The organism is Vulgatibacter sp. (assembly GCF_041687135.1).
Lineage (GTDB): Bacteria > Myxococcota > Myxococcia > Myxococcales > Vulgatibacteraceae > JAWLCN01.
In genome coordinates this window covers 153,285-176,491 of record NZ_JAWLCN010000001.1, presented here as the reverse complement: position 1 = coordinate 176,491, position 23,207 = coordinate 153,285, and the positions used below count along the sequence as shown (strand labels likewise).

General features: G+C 71.2%; 22 protein-coding genes. 9 read left to right on the top strand and 13 right to left on the bottom strand.

The genetic code is table 11. The features are described 5' to 3' along the window. Nucleotides 1-23: 23 nt before the first annotated feature. From ACESMR_RS00850 to ACESMR_RS00835, 4 genes are read left to right on the top strand one after another with little or no spacing between them, the layout of a single operon-like run. The gene (locus tag ACESMR_RS00850; RefSeq protein WP_373044235.1) at nucleotides 24-956 is read left to right on the top strand and encodes a hypothetical protein; all 933 of its coding nucleotides are present in this window, start codon (nucleotides 24-26) and stop codon (nucleotides 954-956) included. After that, nucleotides 944-1,345, top strand: coding sequence for a hypothetical protein (locus tag ACESMR_RS00845; RefSeq protein ID WP_373044233.1), 402 nt, complete (start codon nucleotides 944-946; stop codon nucleotides 1,343-1,345). Before ACESMR_RS00850 ends, ACESMR_RS00845 begins: the two co-directional genes overlap by 13 nt. Next, on the top strand, nucleotides 1,342-2,337 hold the full coding sequence (locus tag ACESMR_RS00840) for a hypothetical protein (RefSeq protein WP_373044232.1): 996 nt from the start codon (nucleotides 1,342-1,344) through the stop codon (nucleotides 2,335-2,337). The genes ACESMR_RS00845 and ACESMR_RS00840 overlap by 4 nt, the downstream gene beginning before the upstream one ends. A 50-nt stretch (nucleotides 2,338-2,387) precedes the next feature. Continuing rightward, nucleotides 2,388-4,118 (top strand): protein kinase domain-containing protein, encoded by a 1,731-nt coding sequence (locus ACESMR_RS00835; protein WP_373044230.1) that lies wholly within the window; start codon nucleotides 2,388-2,390, stop codon nucleotides 4,116-4,118. Here ACESMR_RS00835 and ACESMR_RS00830 read toward each other — a convergent pair. After that, nucleotides 4,115-5,902, bottom strand: a complete 1,788-nt coding sequence (locus ACESMR_RS00830; protein WP_373044229.1) for a rhomboid family intramembrane serine protease — start codon at nucleotides 5,900-5,902, stop codon at nucleotides 4,115-4,117. The two genes, ACESMR_RS00835 and ACESMR_RS00830, sit on opposite strands and share 4 nt — an antisense overlap. A gap of 108 nt (nucleotides 5,903-6,010) precedes the next feature. Here ACESMR_RS00830 and ACESMR_RS00825 point away from each other — a divergent pair, with 108 nt between their 5' ends. Then, complete coding sequence (locus ACESMR_RS00825) at nucleotides 6,011-7,171, top strand: FHA domain-containing protein (protein ID WP_373044227.1); 1,161 nt, start codon at nucleotides 6,011-6,013, stop codon at nucleotides 7,169-7,171. 5 nt (nucleotides 7,172-7,176) lie between these two features. Here ACESMR_RS00825 and ACESMR_RS00820 read toward each other — a convergent pair whose 3' ends face one another. From ACESMR_RS00820 to ACESMR_RS00810, 3 genes are read right to left on the bottom strand one after another with little or no spacing between them, the layout of a single operon-like run. Further along, entirely contained in the window at nucleotides 7,177-7,953 is a 777-nt protein-coding gene (locus ACESMR_RS00820; protein WP_373044225.1) for an enoyl-CoA hydratase/isomerase family protein, read from the bottom strand. 15 nt (nucleotides 7,954-7,968) lie between these two features. Beyond that, nucleotides 7,969-8,184: a biotin/lipoyl-binding carrier protein gene (locus ACESMR_RS00815; RefSeq protein WP_373044223.1), complete on the bottom strand. Its 216-nt coding sequence runs from the start codon at nucleotides 8,182-8,184 to the stop codon at nucleotides 7,969-7,971. Nucleotides 8,185-8,209: 25 nt separating this feature from the next. Beyond that, nucleotides 8,210-9,568 (bottom strand): acetyl/propionyl/methylcrotonyl-CoA carboxylase subunit alpha, encoded by a 1,359-nt coding sequence (locus tag ACESMR_RS00810; RefSeq protein WP_373044221.1) that lies wholly within the window; start codon nucleotides 9,566-9,568, stop codon nucleotides 8,210-8,212. Nucleotides 9,569-9,686: 118 nt separating this feature from the next. Here ACESMR_RS00810 and ACESMR_RS00805 point away from each other — a divergent pair, with 118 nt between their 5' ends. Continuing rightward, nucleotides 9,687-10,037 carry a hypothetical protein gene (locus tag ACESMR_RS00805; RefSeq protein ID WP_373044219.1) on the top strand — a complete coding sequence of 117 codons (351 nt, stop codon included), beginning with the start codon at nucleotides 9,687-9,689 and terminating at the stop codon, nucleotides 10,035-10,037. Between the two features lie 201 nt (nucleotides 10,038-10,238). Here the strand turns inward: ACESMR_RS00805 and ACESMR_RS00800 are convergent, their stop codons facing one another. The 5 genes from ACESMR_RS00800 to ACESMR_RS00780 all read right to left on the bottom strand — a co-directional run bounded on the left by ACESMR_RS00800 (nucleotide 10,239) and on the right by ACESMR_RS00780 (nucleotide 15,831). Beyond that, nucleotides 10,239-10,442, bottom strand: a complete 204-nt coding sequence (locus ACESMR_RS00800; protein WP_373044217.1) for a cold-shock protein — start codon at nucleotides 10,440-10,442, stop codon at nucleotides 10,239-10,241. 346 nt (nucleotides 10,443-10,788) lie between these two features. Beyond that, nucleotides 10,789-12,027: a cell division protein FtsZ gene (gene ftsZ, locus ACESMR_RS00795; protein ID WP_373044214.1), complete on the bottom strand. Its 1,239-nt coding sequence runs from the start codon at nucleotides 12,025-12,027 to the stop codon at nucleotides 10,789-10,791. A 27-nt stretch (nucleotides 12,028-12,054) separates the two neighbouring features. Continuing rightward, complete coding sequence (ftsA, locus tag ACESMR_RS00790; RefSeq protein ID WP_373044212.1) at nucleotides 12,055-13,287, bottom strand: cell division protein FtsA; 1,233 nt, start codon at nucleotides 13,285-13,287, stop codon at nucleotides 12,055-12,057. A gap of 139 nt (nucleotides 13,288-13,426) precedes the next feature. Beyond that, nucleotides 13,427-14,272, bottom strand: a complete 846-nt coding sequence (locus tag ACESMR_RS00785) for a cell division protein FtsQ/DivIB (RefSeq protein ID WP_373044210.1) — start codon at nucleotides 14,270-14,272, stop codon at nucleotides 13,427-13,429. Between the two features lie 83 nt (nucleotides 14,273-14,355). Beyond that, nucleotides 14,356-15,831, bottom strand: coding sequence for an ATP-binding protein (locus ACESMR_RS00780; protein ID WP_373044208.1), 1,476 nt, complete (start codon nucleotides 15,829-15,831; stop codon nucleotides 14,356-14,358). A 103-nt stretch (nucleotides 15,832-15,934) separates the two neighbouring features. Here ACESMR_RS00780 and ACESMR_RS00775 point away from each other — a divergent pair, with 103 nt between their 5' ends. Then, the gene (locus tag ACESMR_RS00775) at nucleotides 15,935-16,606 is read left to right on the top strand and encodes an HD domain-containing protein (protein WP_373044206.1); all 672 of its coding nucleotides are present in this window, start codon (nucleotides 15,935-15,937) and stop codon (nucleotides 16,604-16,606) included. A 102-nt stretch (nucleotides 16,607-16,708) separates the two neighbouring features. Then, the gene (locus ACESMR_RS00770; protein ID WP_373044204.1) at nucleotides 16,709-17,449 is read left to right on the top strand and encodes a hypothetical protein; all 741 of its coding nucleotides are present in this window, start codon (nucleotides 16,709-16,711) and stop codon (nucleotides 17,447-17,449) included. Between the two features lie 7 nt (nucleotides 17,450-17,456). Here the strand turns inward: ACESMR_RS00770 and ACESMR_RS00765 are convergent, their stop codons facing one another. Genes ACESMR_RS00765 through ACESMR_RS00755 form a run of 3 tightly spaced genes read right to left on the bottom strand, consistent with a single transcriptional unit; the run spans nucleotide 17,457 to nucleotide 19,951 of the window. Then, the gene (locus ACESMR_RS00765) at nucleotides 17,457-18,260 is read right to left on the bottom strand and encodes a molybdopterin-dependent oxidoreductase (RefSeq protein ID WP_373044202.1); all 804 of its coding nucleotides are present in this window, start codon (nucleotides 18,258-18,260) and stop codon (nucleotides 17,457-17,459) included. Next, nucleotides 18,211-18,909: a cytochrome b/b6 domain-containing protein gene (locus tag ACESMR_RS00760; protein WP_373044200.1), complete on the bottom strand. Its 699-nt coding sequence runs from the start codon at nucleotides 18,907-18,909 to the stop codon at nucleotides 18,211-18,213. The genes ACESMR_RS00765 and ACESMR_RS00760 overlap by 50 nt, the downstream gene beginning before the upstream one ends. A 31-nt stretch (nucleotides 18,910-18,940) precedes the next feature. After that, nucleotides 18,941-19,951 carry a helix-turn-helix transcriptional regulator gene (locus tag ACESMR_RS00755; RefSeq protein ID WP_373044199.1) on the bottom strand — a complete coding sequence of 337 codons (1,011 nt, stop codon included), beginning with the start codon at nucleotides 19,949-19,951 and terminating at the stop codon, nucleotides 18,941-18,943. 99 nt (nucleotides 19,952-20,050) lie between these two features. Between ACESMR_RS00755 and ACESMR_RS00750 the strand changes: the two genes are divergently transcribed. Beyond that, nucleotides 20,051-20,455, top strand: a complete 405-nt coding sequence (locus ACESMR_RS00750) for a GFA family protein (RefSeq protein ID WP_373044197.1) — start codon at nucleotides 20,051-20,053, stop codon at nucleotides 20,453-20,455. Between the two features lie 12 nt (nucleotides 20,456-20,467). Here ACESMR_RS00750 and ACESMR_RS00745 read toward each other — a convergent pair whose 3' ends face one another. Next, nucleotides 20,468-23,206, bottom strand: a complete 2,739-nt coding sequence (locus tag ACESMR_RS00745) for a cation-translocating P-type ATPase (protein ID WP_373044194.1) — start codon at nucleotides 23,204-23,206, stop codon at nucleotides 20,468-20,470. Between the last annotated feature and the right edge of the window lies 1 nt (nucleotide 23,207).

Below are 23,207 nucleotides of genomic sequence, written 5' to 3'. Positions count from 1 at the left end.
GGTCCGTGTCATCGTCACGGACCGTGCGCCCGCTCCCCCTCCTCGCAGCGCTCCTCGTCATCACGCCGTGTGCAGCAGCGGCCGCCGTGCAGGCGCGCCTGACGCCGGAGCTCGCGGTGGGCGGCGGCTGGGCCTCCGCCCTCCTCGTCGGCAGCGACTTCCCCCACTGGCAGACCCACGTGGCCCCAGGCGTGGCCTTCGATCTCTCCACCGGACCGGTGGTGAAGATCCTCTCGAGCTATCGGCTCACCTGGAGCCGCTACGGCCCCGACGCCAGCTCCCTCCTCCACGACGGCGCCCTCAACCTGCGCCTCCGGCTCTCGCGCCAGGTCGATCTCGACCTCCGGGCCTCGGTGGAGCAGGTCGATTTCGAGGACATCAGCGGCTCCGCCTCCGGCGATCCCAGCGCCCCGCCGACGGCCGCCTCGCTCGCCTTCGATGCAGGGCCGGTGCTGCGCTGGCGCCTCTCCGATCGCACCACCGCGGAGGCGAGTCTCGCCGCGGGAAAGCGCGCCAACGATCTCGGCGACGGCGCCAGCGTGGAGGAGGATTTCCAGGTCGGTGTGCTCTCGCTGATCCATCGCTTCTCCGGCATCTTCGAAGCGGGCGTGCAATACCGCCGCGTCCGCAACCGCACCACCGATGCCCTCTGGGACATGGACGGCGACGGCGGCCAGGTCTCGCTCGGCATCGCCCCGTGGGGCGAGCTCGTGGTGCGGGGCTACGCGGGCCTGCAGTGGAGCCGGTTCGCCGCGGACGAGCGCAGCGACCGCTACGGCTACACCGGCCTGGGGGCGTCGCTTCCGGTGGCCCCGTCGACCACCGCCGAGATCGCCTGGTCCTACGGCGCCAACACCGTGGTCGACGGCGGCACCGAGGCCGATCGCAGCACCTTCGAGGGCACCCGCCAGGTGGTCTGGAGCGGGCTGCGGATGGAGCTGCCATGGTGGCTGTGATCCGCGCGGCCCTGCTGCTCGCCCTCGCTGCGGGCTGCGCCACCACGAACGCTCCCGCAGCCCCCGCGCGCTACGAAGGCAGCCTTCCGCTCCGGGTGGAGGGGCTGCGCCCCGGCAGCACCGTCACCGTGGCGGGGAGTTTCAACCGGTGGGATCCGCAGGGTCCCGCGCTCCGCGAGGAACGGCCCGGCGTCTACCAGATCGTCCTCGATCTCGCCCCGGGCACCCACCGCTTCCAGCTCGTCGTCCGATCGCCGGACGGCGCGGAGCGCTGGCTCGCCCCGCCGGGCCTCGCCCGCTACGAACCGGACGGCTTCGGGGGCAGAAACGGGGTGGTGGAGATCACCGGTAACCTGCGGGCCGACGGCTCGTCCTTCGAGGTGAAATGAAGCTTCGCCCCGCCATCCTCCGCCTCGGACAGGCCACCGCGCTCGCCGCCCTGCTGCTCGCCGCGACGCCTGCCTTCGCCGCGGCGCCAGCGGTCGAGGCAGCTTCCGGCCGCGCCCTGGCGGCAGGCGTTCCCGCCGACACCGTCGAGGCGATCGTGGCCCGCGGTACCGCGCGGGGCCTCGACGCCAACGCGCTCACCGCCGCCCTCGCCAGCGTCGAGAAGGCAGCAGCCCGTGGGCTTCCCGTCGCCGGCATCGCCGACAAGGTCCTCGAAGGGATCGCCAAGGGCATTCCACCGGCGCGGCTCCTTCCCGTCGTGGACGGCATGGTGTTCCGCCTCGCCGAAGCCGACACCGCCCTCGCCCGGGTCCACGTCTCTCTCGACGGCAGGCCCGAGCTGGTCGAGGCGGGCGCCGAGGCGCTGCGCCGCGGCGCAGGACGCGATGCGCTGGTGGCCCTCGCCGCCGAGGTCGGCAACGCGCCTGTCCCCGCAGAGCAGCTCGGCCTCGCCATTCGCGAGCTGGGTGACCTCGCCGCCGTACGTGCCGCGACGCCCACCGCCGGCCTGGCCCTCGGCCGCATGGTCGCCAGGGGCTACGCCGCCGGCGCCATCGCCGAGATCTCCGACCGGGTGGCAGCCGGCACCAGCGAGGGTGCGGCGCCTGCCGATCTCCTCGAGGAGATCGCCGTCCGTGCCCACAGCGGCAGGCCGATGGACCACCTCGTCGACCCCTTCGCGGAGCGGCCGGGTGCGGTGAACCGCGATCGCGAGGCACACCGTCGCCTGGAGCAGCTCCCCGACGCAGCAAAGGGCAAGGGGTTGAACGGCCATCCGCTCGGTGGTCCGCCCGGACAGTCCGGCCTCGATCGCCCGGGCCTGCCCACCGCCCCCGGCCAGCTGAAGAAGCTCGAGAAGGACAAGCAGCGTGGCCAGCCGGGGACGATGCCCGGCGGGCAGGGACCGGTCCGGCCCGAGGCGAGTGGAAAGTAGCCGGGAAGGTTGAGCGATCCCCCGAAACCGCCTAGGATTCGGGGACTTTTATGGCCCCCCCTCCCGAGCCGTTCCGGCCCCAGATCTTCGGCAAGTTCTTCCTGCTGCAAAAGCTCGGCGCCGGCGGCATGGCGGAGATCTACCGCGGGAAGGCGGCGGGCGCCGTCGGCTTCGAGAAGGAGCTGGTGGTCAAGCGCATCCTGCCGGCGCTCTCGAGCGACAGGCAGTTCGTGCGCATGCTCGTCAACGAGGCGAAGCTCACCGTCGCCCTGACCCACCCCGCCATCGCCCAGGTCTACGAGCTCGGCGAGGTGGAGGGGCAGCACTTCATCTCGATGGAGCTGGTGGAGGGCGCCTCCCTCCACGACCTGATCTACACCGCGAAGCAGGCCAACAAGGCCCTCACCATCGAGCAGTGCATCTTCATCTGCCTCGAGGTGCTGCGCGGTCTCGACTACGCGCACCGCCGGGCGGACGGCGCCGGCAACCCCCTGGGCATCGTCCACTGCGACGTCTCTCCCGACAACGTGATGATCACGTGGGAGGGCGGGATCAAGCTGCTCGACTTCGGCGTCGCCCGCGCGGCGCAGGGCTCCCTCTCCAACTACCGGGAGGGCACGCTCATGGGCAAGCTGAGCTACGCCGCTCCCGAGCAGGCGGAGGGCGAGTGGTTCGACCACCGCGTCGATCTCTTCGCGGTCGGCGTGATGTTCTACGAGCTGCTCACCGGTGCCCACCCCTTCGGCAGGGTCCAGACGATCGAGGCGCTGCGCGAGTCGCGCAAGAAGCCGGTGTCGCCGCCGTCGCAGGTGAAGCGCGAGCTCCCCTCGATGCTCGACGCCTTCGTGCTCCGGGCGCTGGCCTACCGCCGCGAGGACCGCTTCCAGAGCGCGAAGGAGATGGCCGACGAGCTCATCGACTTCCTCTTCCCGACGCCGATCATCGGGGTGCAGGAGCACCTATCGGCGACGATGAAGGAGCTCTACCGGGAACGGATCGAGCGGCAGCAGCGGCTCCGCGCCAACGACCCGCTGCACATGAAGGTCCTCGCGAACGCGCGCAGCCGGGCGATCGAGGACGCACACGCAGCAGCGCGGGCGGAGACCGAGCTGGCGCCGGAGCCCGAGCAGGGCACGCGGATCTTCGTCTCGGCCCTCGATCCCCAGAGCGTCGCCATCCAGCTCGATCCCGGGCCGGAGCGGACCGTCGGCCGGATCACCGCCTCGATGCGGGCGACGCCGCCGCTTCGTCTCAAGGCACGCCGCGAAACCGGCTGGTTCAAGGCGGCGGCAGCCGGCGTCCTCGGTCTCGCAGCAGGCATCGGCGGCACCTGGGCCCTCCTCGCCAGCGGCGGCCCCACGCTGGTGGTCCTCAGCGACCCCGCAGGTGCCGAGGTGATCGTCGGCGAGCGCAGCCTCGGGATCACGCCGCTCGTCCTCGAGGATGCGCCGATCCCCGACGAGGGCGCCGAGCTCACACTCCGGCTCGCGCTGCATCGCGAAGCGACGATACCGGTGGCAGGCGGCCGCTCGGTGGTCCGCGCCGAAGCGAAGCTCTCCTCCTCGCTCGGATCCTTCCGGATCGACTCCGATCCCCCGGGCGCCGAGCTGCAGTGGAACGGCAAGGTGGTCGGCCACACGCCCTTCGCGATCGAGGCGATGGTGCTCGACAAGCCGCACCGCTTCGACCTGCGTCGCAAGGGCTACGAGCTCGACTCGTTCATCGTCACGCCGGACGAGGTCGGCCCCTCGATCACCCGCACCCTCGTCCGCGAGAATTAATCCTCGCGCGCGAGGGAGAAGTCCTCCCGGGCCCGGTCGGCGCGAAGCAGCCAGAGCCGGCGCTTGAGCCGTGCATCGTCCGGCGCTGCTGCCACCGCTTCCGCGAGGCGGGCCTCCGCCGTGGCGGCATCGTGCTGGCCCAGGGCGCAATCGGCGAGGGCCTCGAGGGTCTGCGACGCCTGTGGCGCCAGCGAGCGGGCGCGTGCAGCCAGCCTGCAGGCCTCCCGCGGCAGCCCCTCCTCCACGGTGAGGCTGGCGAGGTGGGCCACGGCGAGGGGATCCTCCGGCGCCAGCGCCATCGCCCGCTCCAGGGCGCGGCGTGCCTCCTTCGCTGCGCCGACGCGCTCCGCCGCAACGGCCACCGCGCGCCAGGCTTCCGCATCGTCGGGGGCGAGGAGCGCCCTGCCACGGGCGGCGCGGAGGAAGGCAGGCTCCACCGGCCGCACCCCTGCGACGATCCGCTCGAAGACGCGGGCGTAGCCTTCGAGCCCGGAGGGCCTCGCGAGCACCAGCGAGTAGAGCACGTGCCCTCTGGCGAAAAAGTGGGCGGTGAGCGCGGTGCGCACGCCCTCTGCGTCGAATGCTGCGTCCACCGCCACGCCGAGGAGACCGCCGACGTGGGCGTAGCGGATCGGCGAGAGGAGGACGTTCTCGATCCGGCCCTCGCGCTCCTCGCCGTAGAGTTCCTCGGCGATCCAGCGCCGCGCCTCCACGTCGAGGGCAGGCTCCTCGTCGAGGAAGCGCGCCCCGGCGGAGAGCGAGGCGCGCACCGGACCGGCGAGACCGTTGCTCCAGGAGATCGGCCCGAGCCGCTCCGCCGCCGGGCGCCAGCCAGCGGGCACCGGGACCTCGAGGCCGAAGCGCTCCTCGCGCTGCACCTCGAGGCGCGGGAGTCGATCCTCGAGGATCGGCTGCGCCAGGACGAGACCGCCGACCACCGCGGCGAGGGGCACGATCCGCCAGAGGACGAGGCGCCGTCCCCTGGGGGCGTCGCCGAGGAGCCGCGGCCGCAGGGGTGCGGTGGCGAGGGCGCCGGCGAGGAGGCCGCCGACGTGGCCCCAGTTGTCGACGCCGGAGGAGGTCCAGCCGATGTAGAGGAAGACGAGGACCGTCGGAACCACCGCGCCGCCCAATACCGTGCGGTAGCGCTCGGGGAGGATCCGCCGGTATTTGAGGCCGAAGACCATCGCGCCGCCGAGCATGCCGTAGGCCATGCCCGAGGCGCCGGCGGAAACGGCGTCGGTCATGGTGTAGCTCAGGGCGGTGGTGCCGAGTGCCGCGGCGAGCAGGACGTAGAGGTAGTCGAGGGGGCGGTAGGCGTTCTCGAGGGCGGCGCCGAAGTGGAAGAGGACGAAGAGGTTGAAGCCGATGTGCGCCCAGTCGCGGTGCACGAAGTTGGCGGTGAGCAGCCGCCAGAGCTCACCCAGATCGTGGAGGAGCGGCCCGGCCTTGGCGCCGAAGGCGACCATGGTGGCGGTGTCGACGGGGCCGCCGCGGAGCTCGAGCAGGAAGACCGCCAGGTTGGCGAGGCTCAAGGCCAGGGTGAGGAGCGGGAGGCGGCCCAGGGTGAAGGCCCTGCGGAAGTAGAGGGCCTTCGGCTCGTAGAGCCCCCGGAAGGCGTCCAGCTCCGCCGCGCGCACGAATCCCGCGCCGGTCACCGGCGGGAAGTTCACTTCGGTGGCTGGGCCGATCTCGCCGCTCTCGACGCGGGCCTCGAACTCGTCGAGTTCGAGGATCTCCTCGCCGGCAGGGCCGCGGACGGTGATGGTGCTGGAGATGTCCAAGGGGACGATCCAATCCGCGAAGCGCCAAAAGAGCAAGGGTTCCGCCCGGATGGTAACTTCGTCGGCGTCCGCTCGTCATGGGATGACATGGTAGGCGGAGGTGGGACAATGCGGCTGATCGTCCACGATCCGAGCGGTGCGAAGGTGACGGTCCCCTTTCGCGGCGACTTGCTCAGCGTGGGCCGCCGCGAGGGCAACGACATCCGCCTCACCGCCCGGAACATCTCGCGGGAGCATTGCCGATTCGTTCGCGAGGGCGAGACGGTAGCGGTCGAGGATCTGGACAGCAGCACCGGGATCCGGGTGGACGGCGCGCCGGCCTACGGGCGGGTGGTGCTGCAGCCCGGGCAGCAGGTGCAGGTCGGCGACTACACCATCGTCCTCGAGGGGGCGGCGGGGGCCGGCGTGCGGCAGCACGCGGACGCGGTCTCGCTGGAGGTCGACGATGGGAGCGTCGACGAGGAGTTGGTCTGGCACTCTGGCGGCGTGACCCTGGGCGACGATCCGTGGGGCGAAAACGCCGGCCCGGACGACGTGACGCCCGGGCCGGGACCACGGAGGGGCGACCTGCCGCCGCCGCTGCACCGCACGCCGGGGCCTGGTGCCGCTGCACACACGCCGGGACCGCCGCCGCTGCACCGCACGCCGGGGCCTGGTGCCGCTGCACACACGCCGGGACCGCCGCCGCTGCACCGTACGCCGGGGCCTGGTGCCGCTGCACACACGCCGGGACCGCCGCCGCTGCACCGCACGCCGGGGCCCGGTGCCGCTGCACACACGCCGGGGCCAGGAGCCGCCCCTACGCCGGGGCCCGCTCCGGCCGCGGCGCCACCGCCCGCCACGCGGCAGCGTGCCGCCGCCTGGATCCCGCTGCTCGGTCTCGCGCTGGTGGCAGCAGGTGCCGCCGGCTATGCCAGCGCGCTCTGGGTGGGCGGCGGCCATGCGGCGCAGCGCGCGCCGGTGGCGCTCCCCGCTCCAGCCGAGGCGCCGCCCTCCGCCGCGTCGGCCCCCGACCTCGCCGGCGCCGCCGAGAAGCTCTACGCCCGCGGCGAACTCGAGCGTGCAGGCGCTCTCTTCGAGCTCGCAGCGGCGGCTCGTCCGGACGACGCGGAGCTGCAGCGCCGCCTCGCCGAGATCCGCGCGCGGCAGGGGGACGGCGCCCGCTCCTCCACCCACTGGCGCCGCTATCTCGAGCTGCGTCCGGGCGATCCGCAGGCGGAGCGCATCCGCTCCGCCATCGAGAATTGGGAGCGCGCTGCAGCGCGCTGACTCGGTCAGCGACCGGTGAAGTGGGGCTTGCGCCGCTCGCGCACGGCGGCGATACCCTCCCGGGCATCCTCGCAATGGAAGGAGGCGCGCCGCAGCGCCTCGACCTCCGCCATCACCGCCGGCTGCAGCTCGCGCCTGCGCAGCAGCAGGAAGAGCCGCTTCATCCCCTGCACCGACACCGGCGAGTTCGCGGCGATCGAGGCGGCGAGCTCGAGCGCCCGATCGAGCGCCCTGCCCGGCTCCACCACCTCGTCGACCAGGCCGATCGACCGGGCCTCGGCGGCTTCGACCGGCTCTGCCGTATAGAAGAGGCGCTTGGCCTGCGAGAGCCCGAGCAACTCGACGAAGCGCTGCAGCCCCGCCGGCGCGTAGATGATCCCGAGCTTTGCCGGCGGCATCGCGATCCGCGCCCCTGCAGCTGCGATCCGTAGATCACAGGCGACCGAGAGTTCGGCGCCGGCCCCGTAGGCGGCGCCGTTGATCGCCGCGATCACCGGCGCCTGCGCATGCTCGAGGGCCGAGAGCGCCACCTGCAGCGCCGCGTCGGGGAGGGGATCGTCGGGCCGGGTCCGGGCCAGCGCCTCGAGGTCGTAGCCTGCGCAGAAGGCCTTGTCGCCCCTACCGGTGAGGACGAGGCAGCGAACCTGCGCCGCGTTCGCCTCCTCGCAGGCCGAGACGATCGCCCCGAGGAGATCGGGATCGACGGCGTTGCGCTTGCGCTCGTTGTCGAGGGTGAGGACGCGAACGTCCTCCCCCACCCTGTCGACCTGCAGCAGGCCCACGTCGTCTCCGCGCGATCAGCCGATGATCGCCAGCACGTCGCCTTCCTGCACCGCCTGCCCTTCCGAGCAGCGGATCTCCTGCACGACGCCGTTCTCCGGCGCCTCGACCGGCATCTCCATCTTCATCGACTCGAGGATGACGAGGACGTCGCCCTCCTGGACGTTGTCGCCCTGCTTCTTCTCGATCTTCCAGACGGTGCCGGTGATGTGGGCGGGGATCTCGGTTGCCATCTCGCTGCTCTCCTGGTGGGCGCGCTCACTTCGAAGGGCGCGCGTGCTTCTCGAGGAAGTGGGTGTCGAGGTCGCCTGCGGCGAACGCGTCGTCGGCGAGGATGCGCTCGTGCAACGGCAGGTTGGTCTTGAGCTTCTCGCCCTCGATCTTGAAAGAGCGCACCGCCGCGAGACCGCGGGCGATGGCCTCGGAGCGGTCCTGGCCCCAGGCGATGAGCTTGGCGATCATCGGGTCGTAGAAGGGCGTCACCATCTGCCCGGCTTCGTAGCCTGCATCGACGCGAACGCCCTCCCCCGTCGGCTCTTCCCAGGTGGTGATCTTTCCTGGCGCAGGGAAGAAGCGGATCGGATCCTCGGCATAGACGCGCATCTCGATCGCCGCGCCGCGCCGCTCGATCCGCGAGGGGTGGAGGTCGAGCTTCTCGCCGGCGGCGATGCGGAGCTGCCAACCGATGAGATCGACGCCCGTGGTGAGCTCGGTGACCGGATGCTCCACCTGCAGGCGCGCGTTCATCTCGATGAAGAAGAACTCGTCGCCCTGCACGAGGAACTCGCAGGTGCCGGCGTTCGCGTAGCCGAAGGCGTTCGCCGCGCGGACCGCCGCGTCGTAGATCCGCTCGAGGAGGTCGCGCTTGCCCTGCCACCAGAGCGGCGAGGGGGCCTCCTCGGTCACCTTCTGGTGGCGGCGCTGGATCGAGCACTCGCGTTCGAAGAGGTGGATCAGGTTGCCGTGGTGGTCCCCGAGGATCTGGACCTCGATGTGGCGCGGGGCCTCGAGGTAGCGCTCCAGGTAGACCGCATCGCGGCCGAAGGCCGAGCGGGCCCGGTCGCCGCAGGCGCGGAGCGCCTTCTCCAGCGACTCGTCGTCCCGGGCGGGCATCATGCCGATGCCGCCGCCGCCGCCGGCTGCCTTCACCAGCACCGGATAACCGATCTGTGCCGCGGCGGCCTTCGCCTCCTCGGTGGTGGAGACGGTGCCCTCGGTGCCGGGAACGGTGGGCACACCTGCAGCGGTGACGAGGCGCCGGGCCTCTGCCTTGTCCTTCATCCGCTCCATCGACTCCGGCGGCGGACCGATGAAGGTCATGCCGGCGTCGTGGACCGCGCGGGCGAAGGCGGCGTTCTCCGAGAGGAAGCCGTAGCCCGGGTGAATCGCCTCGGCGCCGGTCTTCTTCGCGGCGGCGAGGATCGCCTCGGCGTTGAGGTAGCTCTCCCGCGGCGCAGCAGGGCCGATGTGCACCGCTTCGTCGGCGGCGCGGGTGTGGGGCGCGCCCTCGTCGGCGTCGCTGTAGACCGCGACGGTGGAGACGCCCATCGGGCGCACGGCTTCCGAAATCCGGCGGGCGATCTCGCCCCGGTTCGCGATGAGGATCTTGCGGAACATCCCTTCGCCATACGCGGAAGGCGTCCCCCTTTCAATGGTTTCCGCGCATGGGTTGCACGGCAGCCCGCACGTCCCAACCTTGCGCTCCTGCTCCGGAGAACGAGGAAGGGAGGACGCCATGCGCCGCAGGTCCAGGACCGCAGAGGTGGTCGATCTCGATGCCGTCCGCAGCCACAGGCGCCAGCGCCTCTACCGGGCGCGGCTGCGCCGCGTTCTCGACGGGAACGAGCAGGCGGTGGCGCGGCTCTTCCACAGCGGCCTGCTCTTCACGCGCCAGGGGACGAGAGCCGGCAGGGATCTCCTCCTCGCCCGGCAGCACCTTGTTCGGGTGGGTGATCTGATCCATCGACTCGCGCCGGGGGAGGAGCTCGAGGGCAGCGAAGAGCTCTTCCGGGAGCTCGACGAGCTGCTCGAAAAGAGCGATCGACTGGCGAGCCGCACCGACGAGTTCGTCGCATCGCTCGTTTGATTGCCGAGGATGTCGTCAAACCGGTGATCGATGCCGGCTCGATGCGTCCAGCTGCAGGGACGCGGAGATGCCAGTCCGCTAACACCCCCGGGTCGCAGCACCGCTGCCCGCCCGCAGCACCACAGCCGTGCCCCAGGAACGCGGAAGGCCCGCGGCTGCAAGAGCCCGGGCCTTCGCGGATTCACCGGTGGTTTCGGTGACTTAGGCGACGCGGCGCACGTTCGACGCCTGCAGGCCCTTGGGGCCACGCGTCACGTCGAACTCCACGGCTTCCCCCTCGGCGAGGGTCTTGAACCCCTCCATGGTGATCGCCGAGAAGTGCACGAATACGTCCTCGCCGGTGTCCTGCGAGATGAAACCGTAGCCCTTCGCGTCGTTGAACCACTTGACCGTTCCCTGCGCCATCGGTGCTTCCCTTCTTCCGGGCAAAAGCCCGCAATTACGCCTTCCCGTTATCCGGGTAGGAAGGCGATCCCCCTCGCCGACACCCGTTGGAACTCGACTTCCCACGGCAGCCAGCGCTTCGTTTGTCAGGACGAAAGGAACGGTACCAAGCGCTTCAAAAAGGCGTCAAGACGCCGTTACCAATTTTCTGGCACCTGCATTTGAGCCAGCAAAGAGCTTTTCGACTATTGCGATTAACCAAAGCGAAACAGCGGCAATTGTGTTTGATATCGAGCACAAAAAAGGGCCCGAGCGAGTCGCCCGGGCCCGATTTCCCTGCCGCCAGTCCGCCGTCGGCGGCGCTTCCCTACCCCAACTCCGCCTGGTTGGCGCGGCGCAGGAAGGTGGGGATGTCGAGCTCATCCTCTGCATCGGCCGCGAGCTCGCGCAGGAGCTGGGGCGAGGAGAAGGGCCGGGTCTGCACCGCGGCGGGGCGGCGCGCGGCCGGCTGCTGCTCGACGTAGGCCATCTCCTCCGGCGGCGGAGGAGGCGGCAGGGCCCTGCCGGTGCGGGCCCCGGCAGCGACTGCGGGCTGCTGCTGCTTCGGCGCTGCCGCAGGGAGCCGCGGCGGCTGCACCCGCGCCGTCTTCTGCTCGAAGCCGGTGGCGATGATCGTGATCTTGACCTCGTCCTCCATCCGCTCGTCGACCACGGAACCGAAGATGATGTTCGCATCCTCGTGCGCCGCCTCGCGGACGATGGAGAGGGCCTCGTCCACCTCGACCAGCCCGAGATCCCCCGGGCCGGTGATGTTGATGAGCAACCCCATGGCGCCGTCGATCGAGACGTCCTCGAGGAGCGGCGAGGCGATCGCCGCCTGCATCGCGTCGAGGCAGCGGTTCGCCCCGGTGCCACGCCCCGTGCCCATCAGCGCCATGCCCTGATCCGCCATCACCGCCCGGGCGTCGGCGAAGTCGACGTTCACGTAGCCGTGGTTCTGGATCAGGTCGACGATGCCCTGCACCGCGTTGAGCAGCACGTCGTCCGCGCGGCGGAACGCTTCGAGCATCGGCATCCGCGCATCGGCCACCGAGAGCAGCCGCTGGTTCGGGATGGTGATCAGCGTGTCGACCGCGGCGCCGAGCTCGACGATGCCGGACTCGGCCTGCTTGCGCCGCTTGTTCCCCTCGAAGGAGAAGGGCTTGGTCACCACGCCCACGGTGAGGGCGCCGAGCTCCTTGGCCACCTCGGCGATCACCGGCGCGCCGCCGGTGCCCGTGCCGCCACCCATGCCGCAGGTGACGAAGATCATGTCGGCGCCCTCGAGGAGCTCGAGGAGCTTCTCCCGATCCTCGAGGGCCGCATCGCGGCCCACGCCGGGGTTCGCGCCGGCGCCGAGGCCGCGGGTGAGCGCCTGCCCGAGCTGCACCTTGAACGGCGCCTTGTTGGCCGCCAGCGCCTGTGCGTCGGTGTTGCAGACGATGAAGTCCACGCCGGTGAGGCCGGCCGAGATCATGCTGTTGACGGCGTTGCCGCCGCCACCGCCGACGCCGATCACCTTGATGCGCGCGCCGGGAACGCTGCTCTTCCCTTCGAAATCAATCATCGCTCGCTCCTTCAGCTCTCGGCGTGATCAGAAGATCTCGGCAAACCACTCCTTCATGCGCTTGCCGACCTTCTTGTAGACGTTGTCGTCGCCACCGCGGATCTTGAAGTTCCGCATCTCGAGGTTGCGGGCGCCGTATTGCACGAGGCCCACGCCGGTGGCGTACATCGGGCTCTTCACCACGTCGACGAGACCGCCGATGCCCCTCGGCAGGCCGCGGCGCACCGGCAGGCCGAGCACCTCCTCGGCGAGCTCCGGCATGCCGGCCAGCAGCGTCGAGCCGCCGGTGATCACCACGCCCGAGGCGAGGAGATCCTGGTAGCCGCAGCGCTCCACCTCGCGCTGCACCATCTGGAAGATCTCCTCCACCCGCGGCTCGAGGATCTCGGTGAGGATCCGGCGCGAGAGCACCCGCGGCTGGCGGCCGCCGACGCTCGGCACCTCGATCGTCTCGTCCTCGTCGACGAGGGCCGCCATGCAGCAGCCGTGCTTCTGCTTGATCCGCTCCGCCTCGTGGGCGGGGGTGCGCAGGCCGATGGCGATGTCGCTGGTGAGGTTGTTGCCGCCCAGCGCGATCACGCCGGTGTGGACGATCGAGCCGCCGGAGAAGATGGCGATGTCGGTGGTGCCGCCGCCGATGTCGACGAGGCAGACGCCGAGTTCCTTCTCGTCCTCGCCGAGCACTGCCTCGGAGGAGGCCAGGGGCTGGAGCACGATGTCGGCGACGTTGAGGCCCGTCTTGTTGGCGCACTTGATGATGTTCTGGGCGCTGGAGACCGCGCCGGTCACGATGTGGACCTTGGCCTCGAGGCGCACGCCGGACATGCCGAGCGGATCCTTGATGCCGCCCTGCTCGTCGATGACGAACTCCTGGGGCAGCACGTGGATCACTTCGCGGTCGAGCGGAATGGCGATCGCCTTGGCCGCGTCGATCACGCGCTGGATGTCCGCCTCGCGGACCTCCTTGTCCTTGATCGCGACGATGCCCTGCGAGTTGAAGCCCTTGATGTGGCCGCCTGCGATCCCGGTGTAGACCGTGTTGATCTCGCAGCCTGCCATCAGCTCCGCTTCCTCGATCGCGCGCTTGATCGAGGCGACGGTTGCTTCGATGTTGACGACGACACCCTTGCGCAGCCCCTTCGACGGATGGCTGCCGATGCCGATGATGTCGATGCCCTCGTCGGTCACCTCGCCCACGATCGCGCAGATCTTGGTGGTGCCGATGTCGAGTCCGACGATCAGCTCGCCCTTCTTGCCCATGCCGGACTTCCTTTCGCTCCCCGTTTCCGGGTGAGCTGCCTGCGGCATGCTCGACGTGAGAAGCCTTTCGGCCCGCCGTGCCGCTTTTTCCCGTCCGATGAGCGCTCTCGCGCCCATTGCCCTGCAGGCTTCTCCCCTCTCAGGGAGTCGCCGTCTTCCGCTCCGGCCCGGTGGCTTCCGCCAGCCGTGCCGCGATCCAGCCGGGCCTCGCCCGGTTGTCGAGCCGCACCAGCTCGACCCGTTCACCGCGCCGCTCCACCTCGGCCAGGACCCGGGCCAGGCGATCCAGCTTTCGCTCGAAATCGCCGTGTCCCAGCTTCACCGCCGGCCCCCGCTCCCCGAGGTAGAGGGTCACGCCCTCCCCCTCGTCGAGATGCACTTCCGCCACCGGCAACGAGCGGGACCGCTCCCGCTCCGCCCAGGCGCCGAGCGCGTGCAGCGCCTCGTCGAGTCGAAGCCGTGTTTCCTCTGGCTTGTCCGACCAGTCCTCGCGGGGCAGGCCGGTGATCACCGGGAGATCGAGCGGATCGCCCGGCTGTGCGCGCTTGAAGGCCTCCCCGCGTTCGTCGAGGAGGTAGAGATGGCCCAGATCTACGAGAGCCTTGGGCTGCCGCTCAACGACGGCGATATCGACCCCCTGTGGAAAACGCCGCTCGAGGGAGACCTCGCGGATCCACGGGTGGTCGAGGAGCCTGTCGTGGGCGCTGCCGAGATCCGCGAGGAGCAGGTTCTCGCCAGGCGCGATCCCGAGGAGCTGCCGGATCTCGCCTTCCCTGGCGCGATCGTTTCCGGAGATCTCGAAATCGACGATCGCCAGCCGCGGCGTGGTCGTCACCCACCGGATCGCAGCCCAGCCGCCGCCGCAGACCGCAGCCACTGCGGCGAGGAGGCCGCACACCCGGAGGGTGAAGATGGCCAGGCGCCTGGTGAGGGAGAGGGCCCTGCGCGCCTGCTCGGCGCGATCGATTTTGCGGCGGTTGCTCACGCGCCGATTGATCGGGCCGGTGATATCGGCGATCCAGTTTTCTGCCTGTGTGGATCGCGATCACATCGCGCGATCGTTCGGGATCAGGCGACGCGCGCCGTGGGAACGCCCCCGAGCGTCACCCGGAAGAGGCTCCCGCCCCCTGCAGCGGCCACGTATTCGATCGCGCCGCCGTGGGCGGCGACGATGCCGTTGCAGACCGAGAGGCCGAGCCCCGTCCCCACGCCGACCGGCTTGGTGGTGAAGAAGGGATCGAAGATCCGGTGGCGGATCTCCTCGGGTACCCCGGGGCCGTCGTCCTCGACCTCGACGACGGCGTTGCCGTCGGCGTCGGTGCGGGTACGGATCGCGATCCGGGCGTTGCCCGCGCGTTCCGGCGGAAAGGACTGCGCCGCGTTGACCAGCAGGTTGAGGACCACCTGGCCGAGGCGCATCCGGTTGCCGAGCACGGGCGGCACCTCGTCCAGCTGCCGCTCGAGGGTCGCGACCTGGCGGACCTCGTGGCCGCCGAGGCGGATCGCGTCCTCGACCACCTGCCGGAGATCGACCTGGACCCGGGTCTCGTCCTCCCGGCTGAAGGCCCGCAGATCGCCGACGATGGCGGCGATGCGCTGGGCGCCGTCGGTCGCCTCCTCGAGGGCACGGGCGAGATCGCTGCGATCGCCTGCGCGGAGGGCGAGCTCGGCGCGGATCCACTCGAGGTTCGCGCCGAGGTAGGAGAGCGGGTTGTTGATCTCGTGGGCGACGCCGGCGGCCAGCGTGCCCACCAGCGCCATGCGATCCGCGACCACCAGCTGCGCGCGGGCCTCGCGGAGGGCCGCGAGGTTCTCCTCCAGCTCGCTCCGGGAGACGGTGGTGAGCCGCAGCTCGCGTTGCATCGCATTCCAGGCCGCCGCCACCTGCGCCAGCTCGTCACCGCCCCGCTCCGGGATCTCGGTGCGCGTATCGCCGCGGCGGATCCGCTCCGCCCCTGCGAGCAGATCGCGCACCCGGTCGCGCAGGGGCACGAGGAGCGTGAGCGAGATCCAGACGATGAGGACCAGAGCGAGGGCGGGCACCGCGATGCCGAGGAGCCGCACGGCGCCGATCACGTCGTGGGCCTGCTGCGCGGACGCGGCGAGTTCGGCCTGCTCGCGCTCGAGCGCCTTGCGGATGCGAGCGACCAGGGTGTCGCTCAGGACCTCGGCGCGGATCGAGGCGAGCGGCTGCGCCCGGAGCTCGGTGAGCACCGTGTCGATCTCCGCGGCCAGGCGTTCCTCCTCGCGGGCTTCGAGCGGCGAGGGTTCCTCCCGAACCAGCGAGCGATAGGTGGCGAGCTCTCCCCGGATCCGCGCCTCGATCGCCCCGGCGAGGGCGGGATCGCCGAGGGTCCCGGCGCGGCGGAGCTCGAGCGCATCGATCGCCATCCGGAAGACGGCCTGGAGCTGCTCGCGATCGCCGAAGGTGGAAGCACGGACCGCCTCGCCCCGGGCTGCGCCCACGAGGGCGCCGGCGCCCATGCCGCCGACGAGCAGCACGGCGGTGGCGCCGAGCAGAAGAATGCGGTGACCGAGCTGCACGAGTTCCCCCTGCCTCGCCCTGGCCGGGAGGATACGACAGATGCCCCAACCCCTGCCAACGCGAGGTAAAACCGCCCGTAGGTCGATGTCGGAGGAGCGAGCGATGAGCTGGGACGTGCGATGGGATAGGTTGCGTGCTGCGGCGGAGGCGGCGACGGCAGGGGCGGAGCCCTCGCACGATTTCCTCCACGTGCTCCGGGTCACCGAGAATGCGCGGCGGATCTGCGAGGGCGAGGGGGCGGACGCCTCGATCGCCGTTCCAGCGGCGCTGCTCCACGAGCTCTTCAACTACCCGAAGGACCACCCGGCGTCGCACCTCTCCGGCGAGGTCTGCGCCGAGCGCGCGCTCGACCTGCTTCGGGCGGAGGGCTGGGAGCCCGCGCAGGCGGAGGCGATCGCCTACGCCATCCGCGTCCACCCCTTCTCCCGGGGGATCACGCCGGAGACCCGCGAAGCGAAGGTGCTCCAGGACGCGGACCGGCTCGACTCGATCGGCGCCATCGGGGTCGCGCGCCTCTTCGCCACCTGCAGCACCATGGGCCGGCCCTTCTACGATCCGGCCGATCCCTTCTGCCTCGCACGTGACCCGGACGACAAGCAGTGGGGCGTCGACCATTTCTTCCGGAAGCTGCTCAAGATCCCGGCAGGGCTCCACACCGAGACCGCCCGGCGGATGGCAGCGCAGCGGGCGGCGTTCATCGAGGCCTACCTCCGCCAGCTCGGGGAGGAGATCGGTCGGCCCGGCCCTATTTTCTCCGACACCGAACAGTTGTAGAGTGGCCGCGTCCACGAACCCACCGCATCCCTCGTCACCCACGGGCCCGTGGACGTGTCCGAAGCGCTGCATCTTTGGGAAGGTCGTCCGGCGGAGGCTGCGATGAGGTGGTTGGCGATCCTGGTGGCAGCGCTCGGCATCCTCGGTTGCGGCGGGGACGAGCCCGGGGCGAACGAGCACGACCCGCTGCACGGGCCGACCGAACAGCCCGTGAGCTGCGAGGAGCTGCGGTGCGGCGAGCTCGACTGCACCACCGATGGGGAGCTCGCCCGCTGCCTCTGCCCGCCGGGGAGCTTCGGCGCCGACTGCCATCCCTGCGAGGAGGGGACGCAGGACTGGGACGACGACGGTGTCTGCGCCCCCGACTGCCTCACCGCCGCCCTCGCCTGCGGCATGGGCTGGTGCGACGACATCTCCGGCACCGCCCGCTGCAGCTGCCCCGAGGGGAACGAGGGCGAGGCTTGCGAACGCTGCACCATCGGCTACCAGGACCACGACGGCGACGGCCTCTGCACCCTCTCCTGCGCGCTGGCGGAGATCGAATGCGCCCACGGCGCGTGCGACGACGCCACCGGCAGCACTCTCTGTGCCTGTGAGCCCGACTGGGCAGGCGAGCGTTGCGACATGTGCGCGCAGGGGCTGCAGGACTACGACTTCGACGAGGTCTGCCTGCCGGACTGCAGGACCGCCGCCCTCGAGTGCGGTCGCGGCGAGTGCGTCGACGCCTCCGGTGTCGCGCGCTGCGCCTGCTTCGCCGGCTGGGAAGGCGAGAATTGCGACCGTTGCAAGGAAGGCCTGCAGGACGAGGACGGGGACGGAATCTGCGAGCCGTTGCGCGAATAGCGCCGCTCTACACGCCGGCGAACCACTCGTAGCCCCGGTCTTCCCAGTAGCCGCCGGTGGGCGCTGGCAGGAAGTTCACCTCGGTGAGGTACTTCACCATCTTGTAGCCGAGCTTCACGCCGCTGTAGAGGCGCAGGGGGGCGCCGTACTCGGGGGGGAGCGGATCGCCGTTGCGGCCGTACGCGAGGATGGTCTGCGGGTGGAAGGCGCTCGGGCGATCCCACGAGGACCAGTAGCCGAAGTCGAAGGAGCGGAAATCCACGTAGTGCGCAGCGGGGCTGGCGCCGACGTGGCTTGCGAGGTCGCGGATCGATACGCCGGTCCACGCGGCCACCGCGGTCCAGCCTTCGACGCAGTGGTGGCGGATCCGGTACTCGGTGCGGGGCAGCTGCTGGAGTTCCTCGACAGTGAAGGAGGCGGGCCGCTCGACGAGGCCGCCGACCTTCAGCCGCCAGGTCCGTGGTGCGCGGGGAACCACCGGCGAGATGAAGTAGGCGGGGAAGGCAGCGGGCGGCGTGAGCGCGGCGTGCGGCTCCTCCGGCGCCAGCTGTTCCGGGTCGAAGAGCCAGGCCTGGAAGCGGTGGTTGAAGCGCTCCATCGCGCCGAGAAAGCCGGTGCGCGGGTTCGAGCTGTCGCAGCCGCCGAGCGCCGCGGCGGAGCCGGCGAGGAGGCCACCGAGCAGCGCACGACGCGAGGCCTCGAGGCCGCGCTTCTGCACGTGCGCCACCTGCAGCCTCGTGGGCCGGACGAGGCGCGGCGCCTCAGGGAGGTGGAGGTCTGCCGGGTGGCTGCTCGTAGCGTTCCTCTTCATGCACGTCCTCCTTCCTGCCGCCGGTGAACATCGAGGCGAGCGCGCGCGGGTGGAGCACGACGAGGACGACGTGCACCACGGTGAAACCCGCCAGCGCCGCGAGGGTGAGGAAGTGGATCGCCCGCGCCGGGTCGTAGCCGCCGAAGAGACGCGCCAGCCCCTGGAGCTGCACCGGCTTGTAGAGCGCGAGTCCGGTGAGCGCAGCGAGGGCGCCGAGGAAGAGCGTGCCCGTATAGGCGAAGCGCTGCAGCCCGTTGTAGAGCCCCTGCGGCGGCGGCGTCCCGCGGAGACGCAGATAGTACTTCGCCGTCTCCACCGCGTTTGGCAGATCGCGGCGCGGCAGAAAGAGCCGGCGGCGCCACTCACCGGACCCGAAGAGGTAGCCGACGTAGACGACGCCCGTCGCCACGAAGTACCAGGCGAAGGCGAAGTGCCAATGCCGTCCGCCGGCGAGCCAATCGCCGACGGTGAGCAGCGGCCCCGGCTGCCAGCCGTCGAGCGGATACCAGCCGGCCCGATCGCCCTGTGGCCCCATGAACGGATAGGCCACGAGGATCTGCAGCCCGCTCCCCGCCATCACGATCAGCAGGTAGACGTTGAGCCAATGGGTGATCCGGATCGGCCAGGGCTGTGGGCGCTTTCGCTGCACCGGGCCATTCTGGAGCGGCGGATCCGCCGTGTCACAGCCCCGGTCGGGCACGTCTTTCCCGGCGGGTCCCCTTCGTCGCTGCAGGTGCAGGCCCTGCAGCGCGCAGCAGCCGGTCGGCGGCGGCGCGGAGCTGCGGCGCGAGCTCCGGTGGGTCGAGGAGCTCGAAATCGCTGCCGCAGAGGACGAGCTGGCAGACGAGGCCGTCCAGCGACTCGGCGCCGGCGCGAAGCACGCAGCTCTCGTCGTCGAGGCGCTCGAGCACCCCGCACCACACCGGGATCCGCTGCGAGAGTTCCTCGAGGGAGCCGCGCAGCTTCACCCGTGCCTGGTGGGCGAAGGGGGCGTGGGCCAGCGACTCGGCGACGTACGCCTCGAGATCACCCGGCGGCTGGCGCGGAACGAAGCGGGCGCCGAGGCCGATCGCCCCTTCGATGCGGTCGACGCGGAAGGTGCGCCAATCTTCCCGTTCGACGTCCCAGGCCACGAGGTACCAGCGGCCACCACCGGCGTGGGCGAGGCGGAGCGGCTCGACGGCGCGGACCGCCGTGCTCCCCTCGCGCCGGCGGTAGGGGAAGTGGAGGGCGGTGGAGTCGCGGCAGGCTGCGGCCAGGGTGGCGAGCCGATCGGGATCGACCGCGGTCTGCGGGTACCGATTGACCGAGACCGTCATCGCCTGCAGCGCACCGACCCGGCGCCGCAGCCGCGCGGGCAGGAGCTGCTCGACCTTCACCAGCACGCGGATGGCGGTCTCCCCCAGGCCGGCGACGGTGTCGGTGGCGCTGCGGAGCGCCACCGCGACTGCAACGGACTCCTCGTCGTCGAGGAGCAGCGGCGGCATCGCCGTGCCGGTGCCGAGGTGGTAGCCGCCGCCGTGGCCGGAGGTCGCTTCCACCGCGTAGCCGAGGCTGCGCAGCCGATCGACGTCGCGGCGCAGGGTCCGCGGCGTCACCTCGAGGTGGCCGGCGAGATCGTTCCCGGTCCAGAAGCGCCGGGTCTGCAGGGTGGCGAGGAGGCGGAGGAGCCGCGCGGACGTCTCGAGCATGGGGGGAGGCTATCCGATCTTCGCGGACAGGAAATGTCCGCCGAGCCCGATAGGCTCCTCCTGGTTCGAGGGCGCTTTGCCCCACCGGGAGAGAGAACGATGAAGAAGACCTACGCGGGAAGCTGCCACTGCGGCGACGTGAAGTTCGAGGCGGAGATGGACCTCGCCGAGGGCACGGGGAAGTGCAATTGCTCCATCTGCGCCAAGACCCGCAGCTGGGCCACGCTGGTGAAGCCGGAGAACTTCCGCCTCCTCGCCGGCGAGGGCGCGCTCTCGGACTACCAGTTCGGCAGCAAGTCGATGCACCACCTCTTCTGCAAGCGCTGCGGGGTGCGCCCCTTCGGCCGCGGCCACCTCGACGTGCTCGGCGGCGACTTCCTCTCGATCAACCTCGCCTGCCTCGACGGCGTCGACGCTGCGGAGCTCGCCGCGGCGCCGGTCCGCTTCTCGGACGGCGCCACCGACAACTGGTACGAGGCGCCGCAGGTGACGAGCCACCTGTAGGCGCGTGAAAACCTACGCGCGCCGCTCCTCGGGCACCGGTGTGGCGGCGGGCCGCCGTCGCACCTGGAGCCCCCGCGGCTCGTGCCGCAGAAGTTTGTGCAGCTCCACAGCCGCGACGATGGTGAGCGCAACCAGGAAGATGCGCAGCCACGCCGCGGCGTCGAGCGGCACCACCCGCAGCACGAATTGCGTCGGGCCGACGTAGAGCGCCAGCACGTGGAGCACGAGCGCGGCGCCGGTCGCCACCAGCAGGAAGCGGTTCGAGAAGGGGGAGAGCCGGAAGAGCGAGCGGTGGTCCGAACGCGAGTTCCCGACGTGGAACATCGAGTAGACCACCAGCGCGGTGAGGGCGATGGTCTGCGCCTCGGCGAGCGATCCGGTGCGATCGAGCTCCCACCGGAAGAGCGCCAGCGTACCCACCGCCATCACCACGCCCACGATCACCGTGCGCTCCCAGAGCAGGCGCGAGACGATGCCCTCCTTCCTGCTCCGGGGCGGCCTGCGGAGCAGGTCCGGATCGCCTGGCTCGAAGGCGAGCGAGACGTCCTGCAGCCCCTTGGTGACGAGGTTGAGCCAGAGCAGCTGCGCGGGCAGCAGCGGCAGCGGCCAGCGCAGCGCCATCGCCGCGAGGATCACCAGCACCGAAGCGAGGCCGGTGCTCACCAGGAAGAAGGTGACCTTGCGCACGTTGTCGAAGGTGATCCGCCCCTGCTCCACCGCGGCGCCGATGCTCACGAAGTCGTCGGTGGTGAGCACCAGATCCGCCGCCTCTCGGGCCACGTCGGTGCCGCTCCTGCCCATGGCCACGCCGATGTCGGCTGCCCGCAGGGCCGGCGCGTCGTTGACGCCGTCGCCGGTCACCGCCACCACCTCACCATTCGCCTGCAGCGCCTTGACCACCCGCAGTTTGTGGTCCGGGGCCATGCGCGCGTAGATCGAGATCTGGCCCACCGCGCCGCGGAGCGCCGCCTCGTCGAGCGCCTCGAGCTCGCCGCCGGTGAGCACCGCGGCGCCGGGCTCGGCGAGCCCCAGCCTTTCGCCGATCGCGCGGGCGGTGGAGGCGTGATCGCCCGTGATCATCAACACCCGGACCCCAGCGCTCCGCACGGCGGCGATCGCGTCGGGGACGCCTTCGCGCGGCGGATCCATCAGGCCCACCAGCCCCAGCAGCGCGAGGTCGCGCGGCTCGGGCAGCTCCTCCTCCGCCGCTGGGGGCGCCGGCACGTCGTTCCAGGCGAAGGCCAGCACCCGCAGGCCGCGCCCCGCCATCTCGTGGGCTGCGGCGAGCACCCGCTCCCGGTCGAGGGGCTCGCGCCCGCCCCGCCCCTGCAGCGCGGTGCACATGTCGAGCACGCGCTCCGGGGCGCCCTTGACCCACAGGCGGTGGTGGCCGCCGCGCTCCCGCACGGTGGCCGAGTAGCGGCGCTCCGATTCGAAGGGGATCTGGGCGAAGAGGGCGTGGGTGCCGCGGGCTTCCTCGTGATCGATCCCGGCGTGCGCCCCCGCGACGAGGAGAGCCACCTCGGTCGGATCCCCCGTGCTCCTCTCCCCACCTTCGCTCTCGTAGACCTCCGCCTCGTTGTCGAGCACGCCGGCCAGCAGCGCGAGGTGGGCGGGATCGCTCTCGTCGGCGGGGATCTCCTCGAGCGCACGCTCCTCGCCGCCCGACCAGAGCGCCAGAACCGTCATCCGGTTCTCGGTGAGGGTGCCCGTCTTGTCCGAACCGATCACGGTGGTGCTACCCAGCGTCTCCACCGCGGGAAGGCGACGCACGATCGCCTTGCGCCGCGCCATCCGCCGCACGCCGACGGCGAGGGCGATGGTGAATACCACCGGCAGCCCCTCGGGGATCGCCGCGACGGCGAGGGCGACGGCGGTCAGGAACATCTCGGCTGGGCGCTCGCCCAGGGCCACACCGACGCCGAAGGCGAGCAGCGCCGACACCACCACCGCCAGCGTGATCACGTGGGCGAAGCGCCGCATCCGGATCTGGAGCGGCGTCTCCGTCCGCGGCTCATGCTCGATGCTGCCGGCGATGGCGCCCAGCTCGGTTCCGCTGCCGATCGCCACCACGTAGCCCCAGCCCCTGCCGCTGGTGACCACGGTGCCGGTGAAGGCGAGGTTGGCACGATCGCCGAGGGGGGTTCCCTCCGCCAGGGTGCGGATCCGCTTCGCCGCAGGCATCGATTCGCCGGTGAGCATCGACTCGTCGATGGCGAGCCCCGTGGCGCCGGCGAGGCGGAGATCCGCCGGGACCCGGGCCCCCGATTCGAGGAGCACCCGATCGCCAGGCACCAGTTCGCCGCTCTCCACCTCGCGCTCGTGGCCGTCGCGCAGCACGCGGGCCTTCGGCGCCACGAGGTGCATCAGCGCCCGCACGGAGCGCTCCGCCTTGCGCTCCTGGGGAAAGCCGATCAGCGCGTTGAGGAGCACCGCAGCGAGGATCACCGCGGCGTCGACGTAGTGGCCGAGCAGGAAGGTGACGCCCGAGGCGATGAGCAGGATGTAGATGAGCGGGCTGGTGAATTGGTGGAGGAGGATGACGAGATCGCTTTTCTGCGCCGGCTCGGGCAGTCGGTTGGGCCCGAAGCGCTCCCGACGACGCCGCACCTCCGCCGTGTCGAGGCCGGCGTGGGAGGCGGAGAGACGCCTCTCCACCTCCTCCACCTCGAGGGCGTACCAATCGGTCCGCTCCGTGCGCTGCACCTGCTCCATCACTTCCCCCGCTGCTGGCCGGAGGAAGGTGTGCACG

Coding starts and splice junctions, on each gene's coding strand:
- ACESMR_RS00765 (WP_373044202.1), bottom strand. CDS start 18,260: ATGAAGAGGAACGCTACGAGCAGCCACCCGGCAGACCTCCACCTCCCT.
- ACESMR_RS00810 (WP_373044221.1), bottom strand. CDS start 9,568: ATGTTCCGCAAGATCCTCATCGCGAACCGGGGCGAGATCGCCCGCCGG.
- ACESMR_RS00825 (WP_373044227.1), top strand. CDS start 6,011: ATGCGGCTGATCGTCCACGATCCGAGCGGTGCGAAGGTGACGGTCCCC.
- ACESMR_RS00800 (WP_373044217.1), bottom strand. CDS start 10,442: ATGGCGCAGGGAACGGTCAAGTGGTTCAACGACGCGAAGGGCTACGGT.
- ftsA (WP_373044212.1), bottom strand. CDS start 13,287: ATGGGCAAGAAGGGCGAGCTGATCGTCGGACTCGACATCGGCACCACC.
- ACESMR_RS00815 (WP_373044223.1), bottom strand. CDS start 8,184: ATGGCAACCGAGATCCCCGCCCACATCACCGGCACCGTCTGGAAGATC.
- ACESMR_RS00750 (WP_373044197.1), top strand. CDS start 20,051: ATGAAGAAGACCTACGCGGGAAGCTGCCACTGCGGCGACGTGAAGTTC.
- ACESMR_RS00840 (WP_373044232.1), top strand. CDS start 1,342: ATGAAGCTTCGCCCCGCCATCCTCCGCCTCGGACAGGCCACCGCGCTC.
- ACESMR_RS00775 (WP_373044206.1), top strand. CDS start 15,935: ATGAGCTGGGACGTGCGATGGGATAGGTTGCGTGCTGCGGCGGAGGCG.
- ACESMR_RS00770 (WP_373044204.1), top strand. CDS start 16,709: ATGAGGTGGTTGGCGATCCTGGTGGCAGCGCTCGGCATCCTCGGTTGC.
- ACESMR_RS00835 (WP_373044230.1), top strand. CDS start 2,388: ATGGCCCCCCCTCCCGAGCCGTTCCGGCCCCAGATCTTCGGCAAGTTC.
- ACESMR_RS00845 (WP_373044233.1), top strand. CDS start 944: ATGGTGGCTGTGATCCGCGCGGCCCTGCTGCTCGCCCTCGCTGCGGGC.
- ftsZ (WP_373044214.1), bottom strand. CDS start 12,027: ATGATTGATTTCGAAGGGAAGAGCAGCGTTCCCGGCGCGCGCATCAAG.
- ACESMR_RS00755 (WP_373044199.1), bottom strand. CDS start 19,951: ATGCTCGAGACGTCCGCGCGGCTCCTCCGCCTCCTCGCCACCCTGCAG.
- ACESMR_RS00805 (WP_373044219.1), top strand. CDS start 9,687: ATGCGCCGCAGGTCCAGGACCGCAGAGGTGGTCGATCTCGATGCCGTC.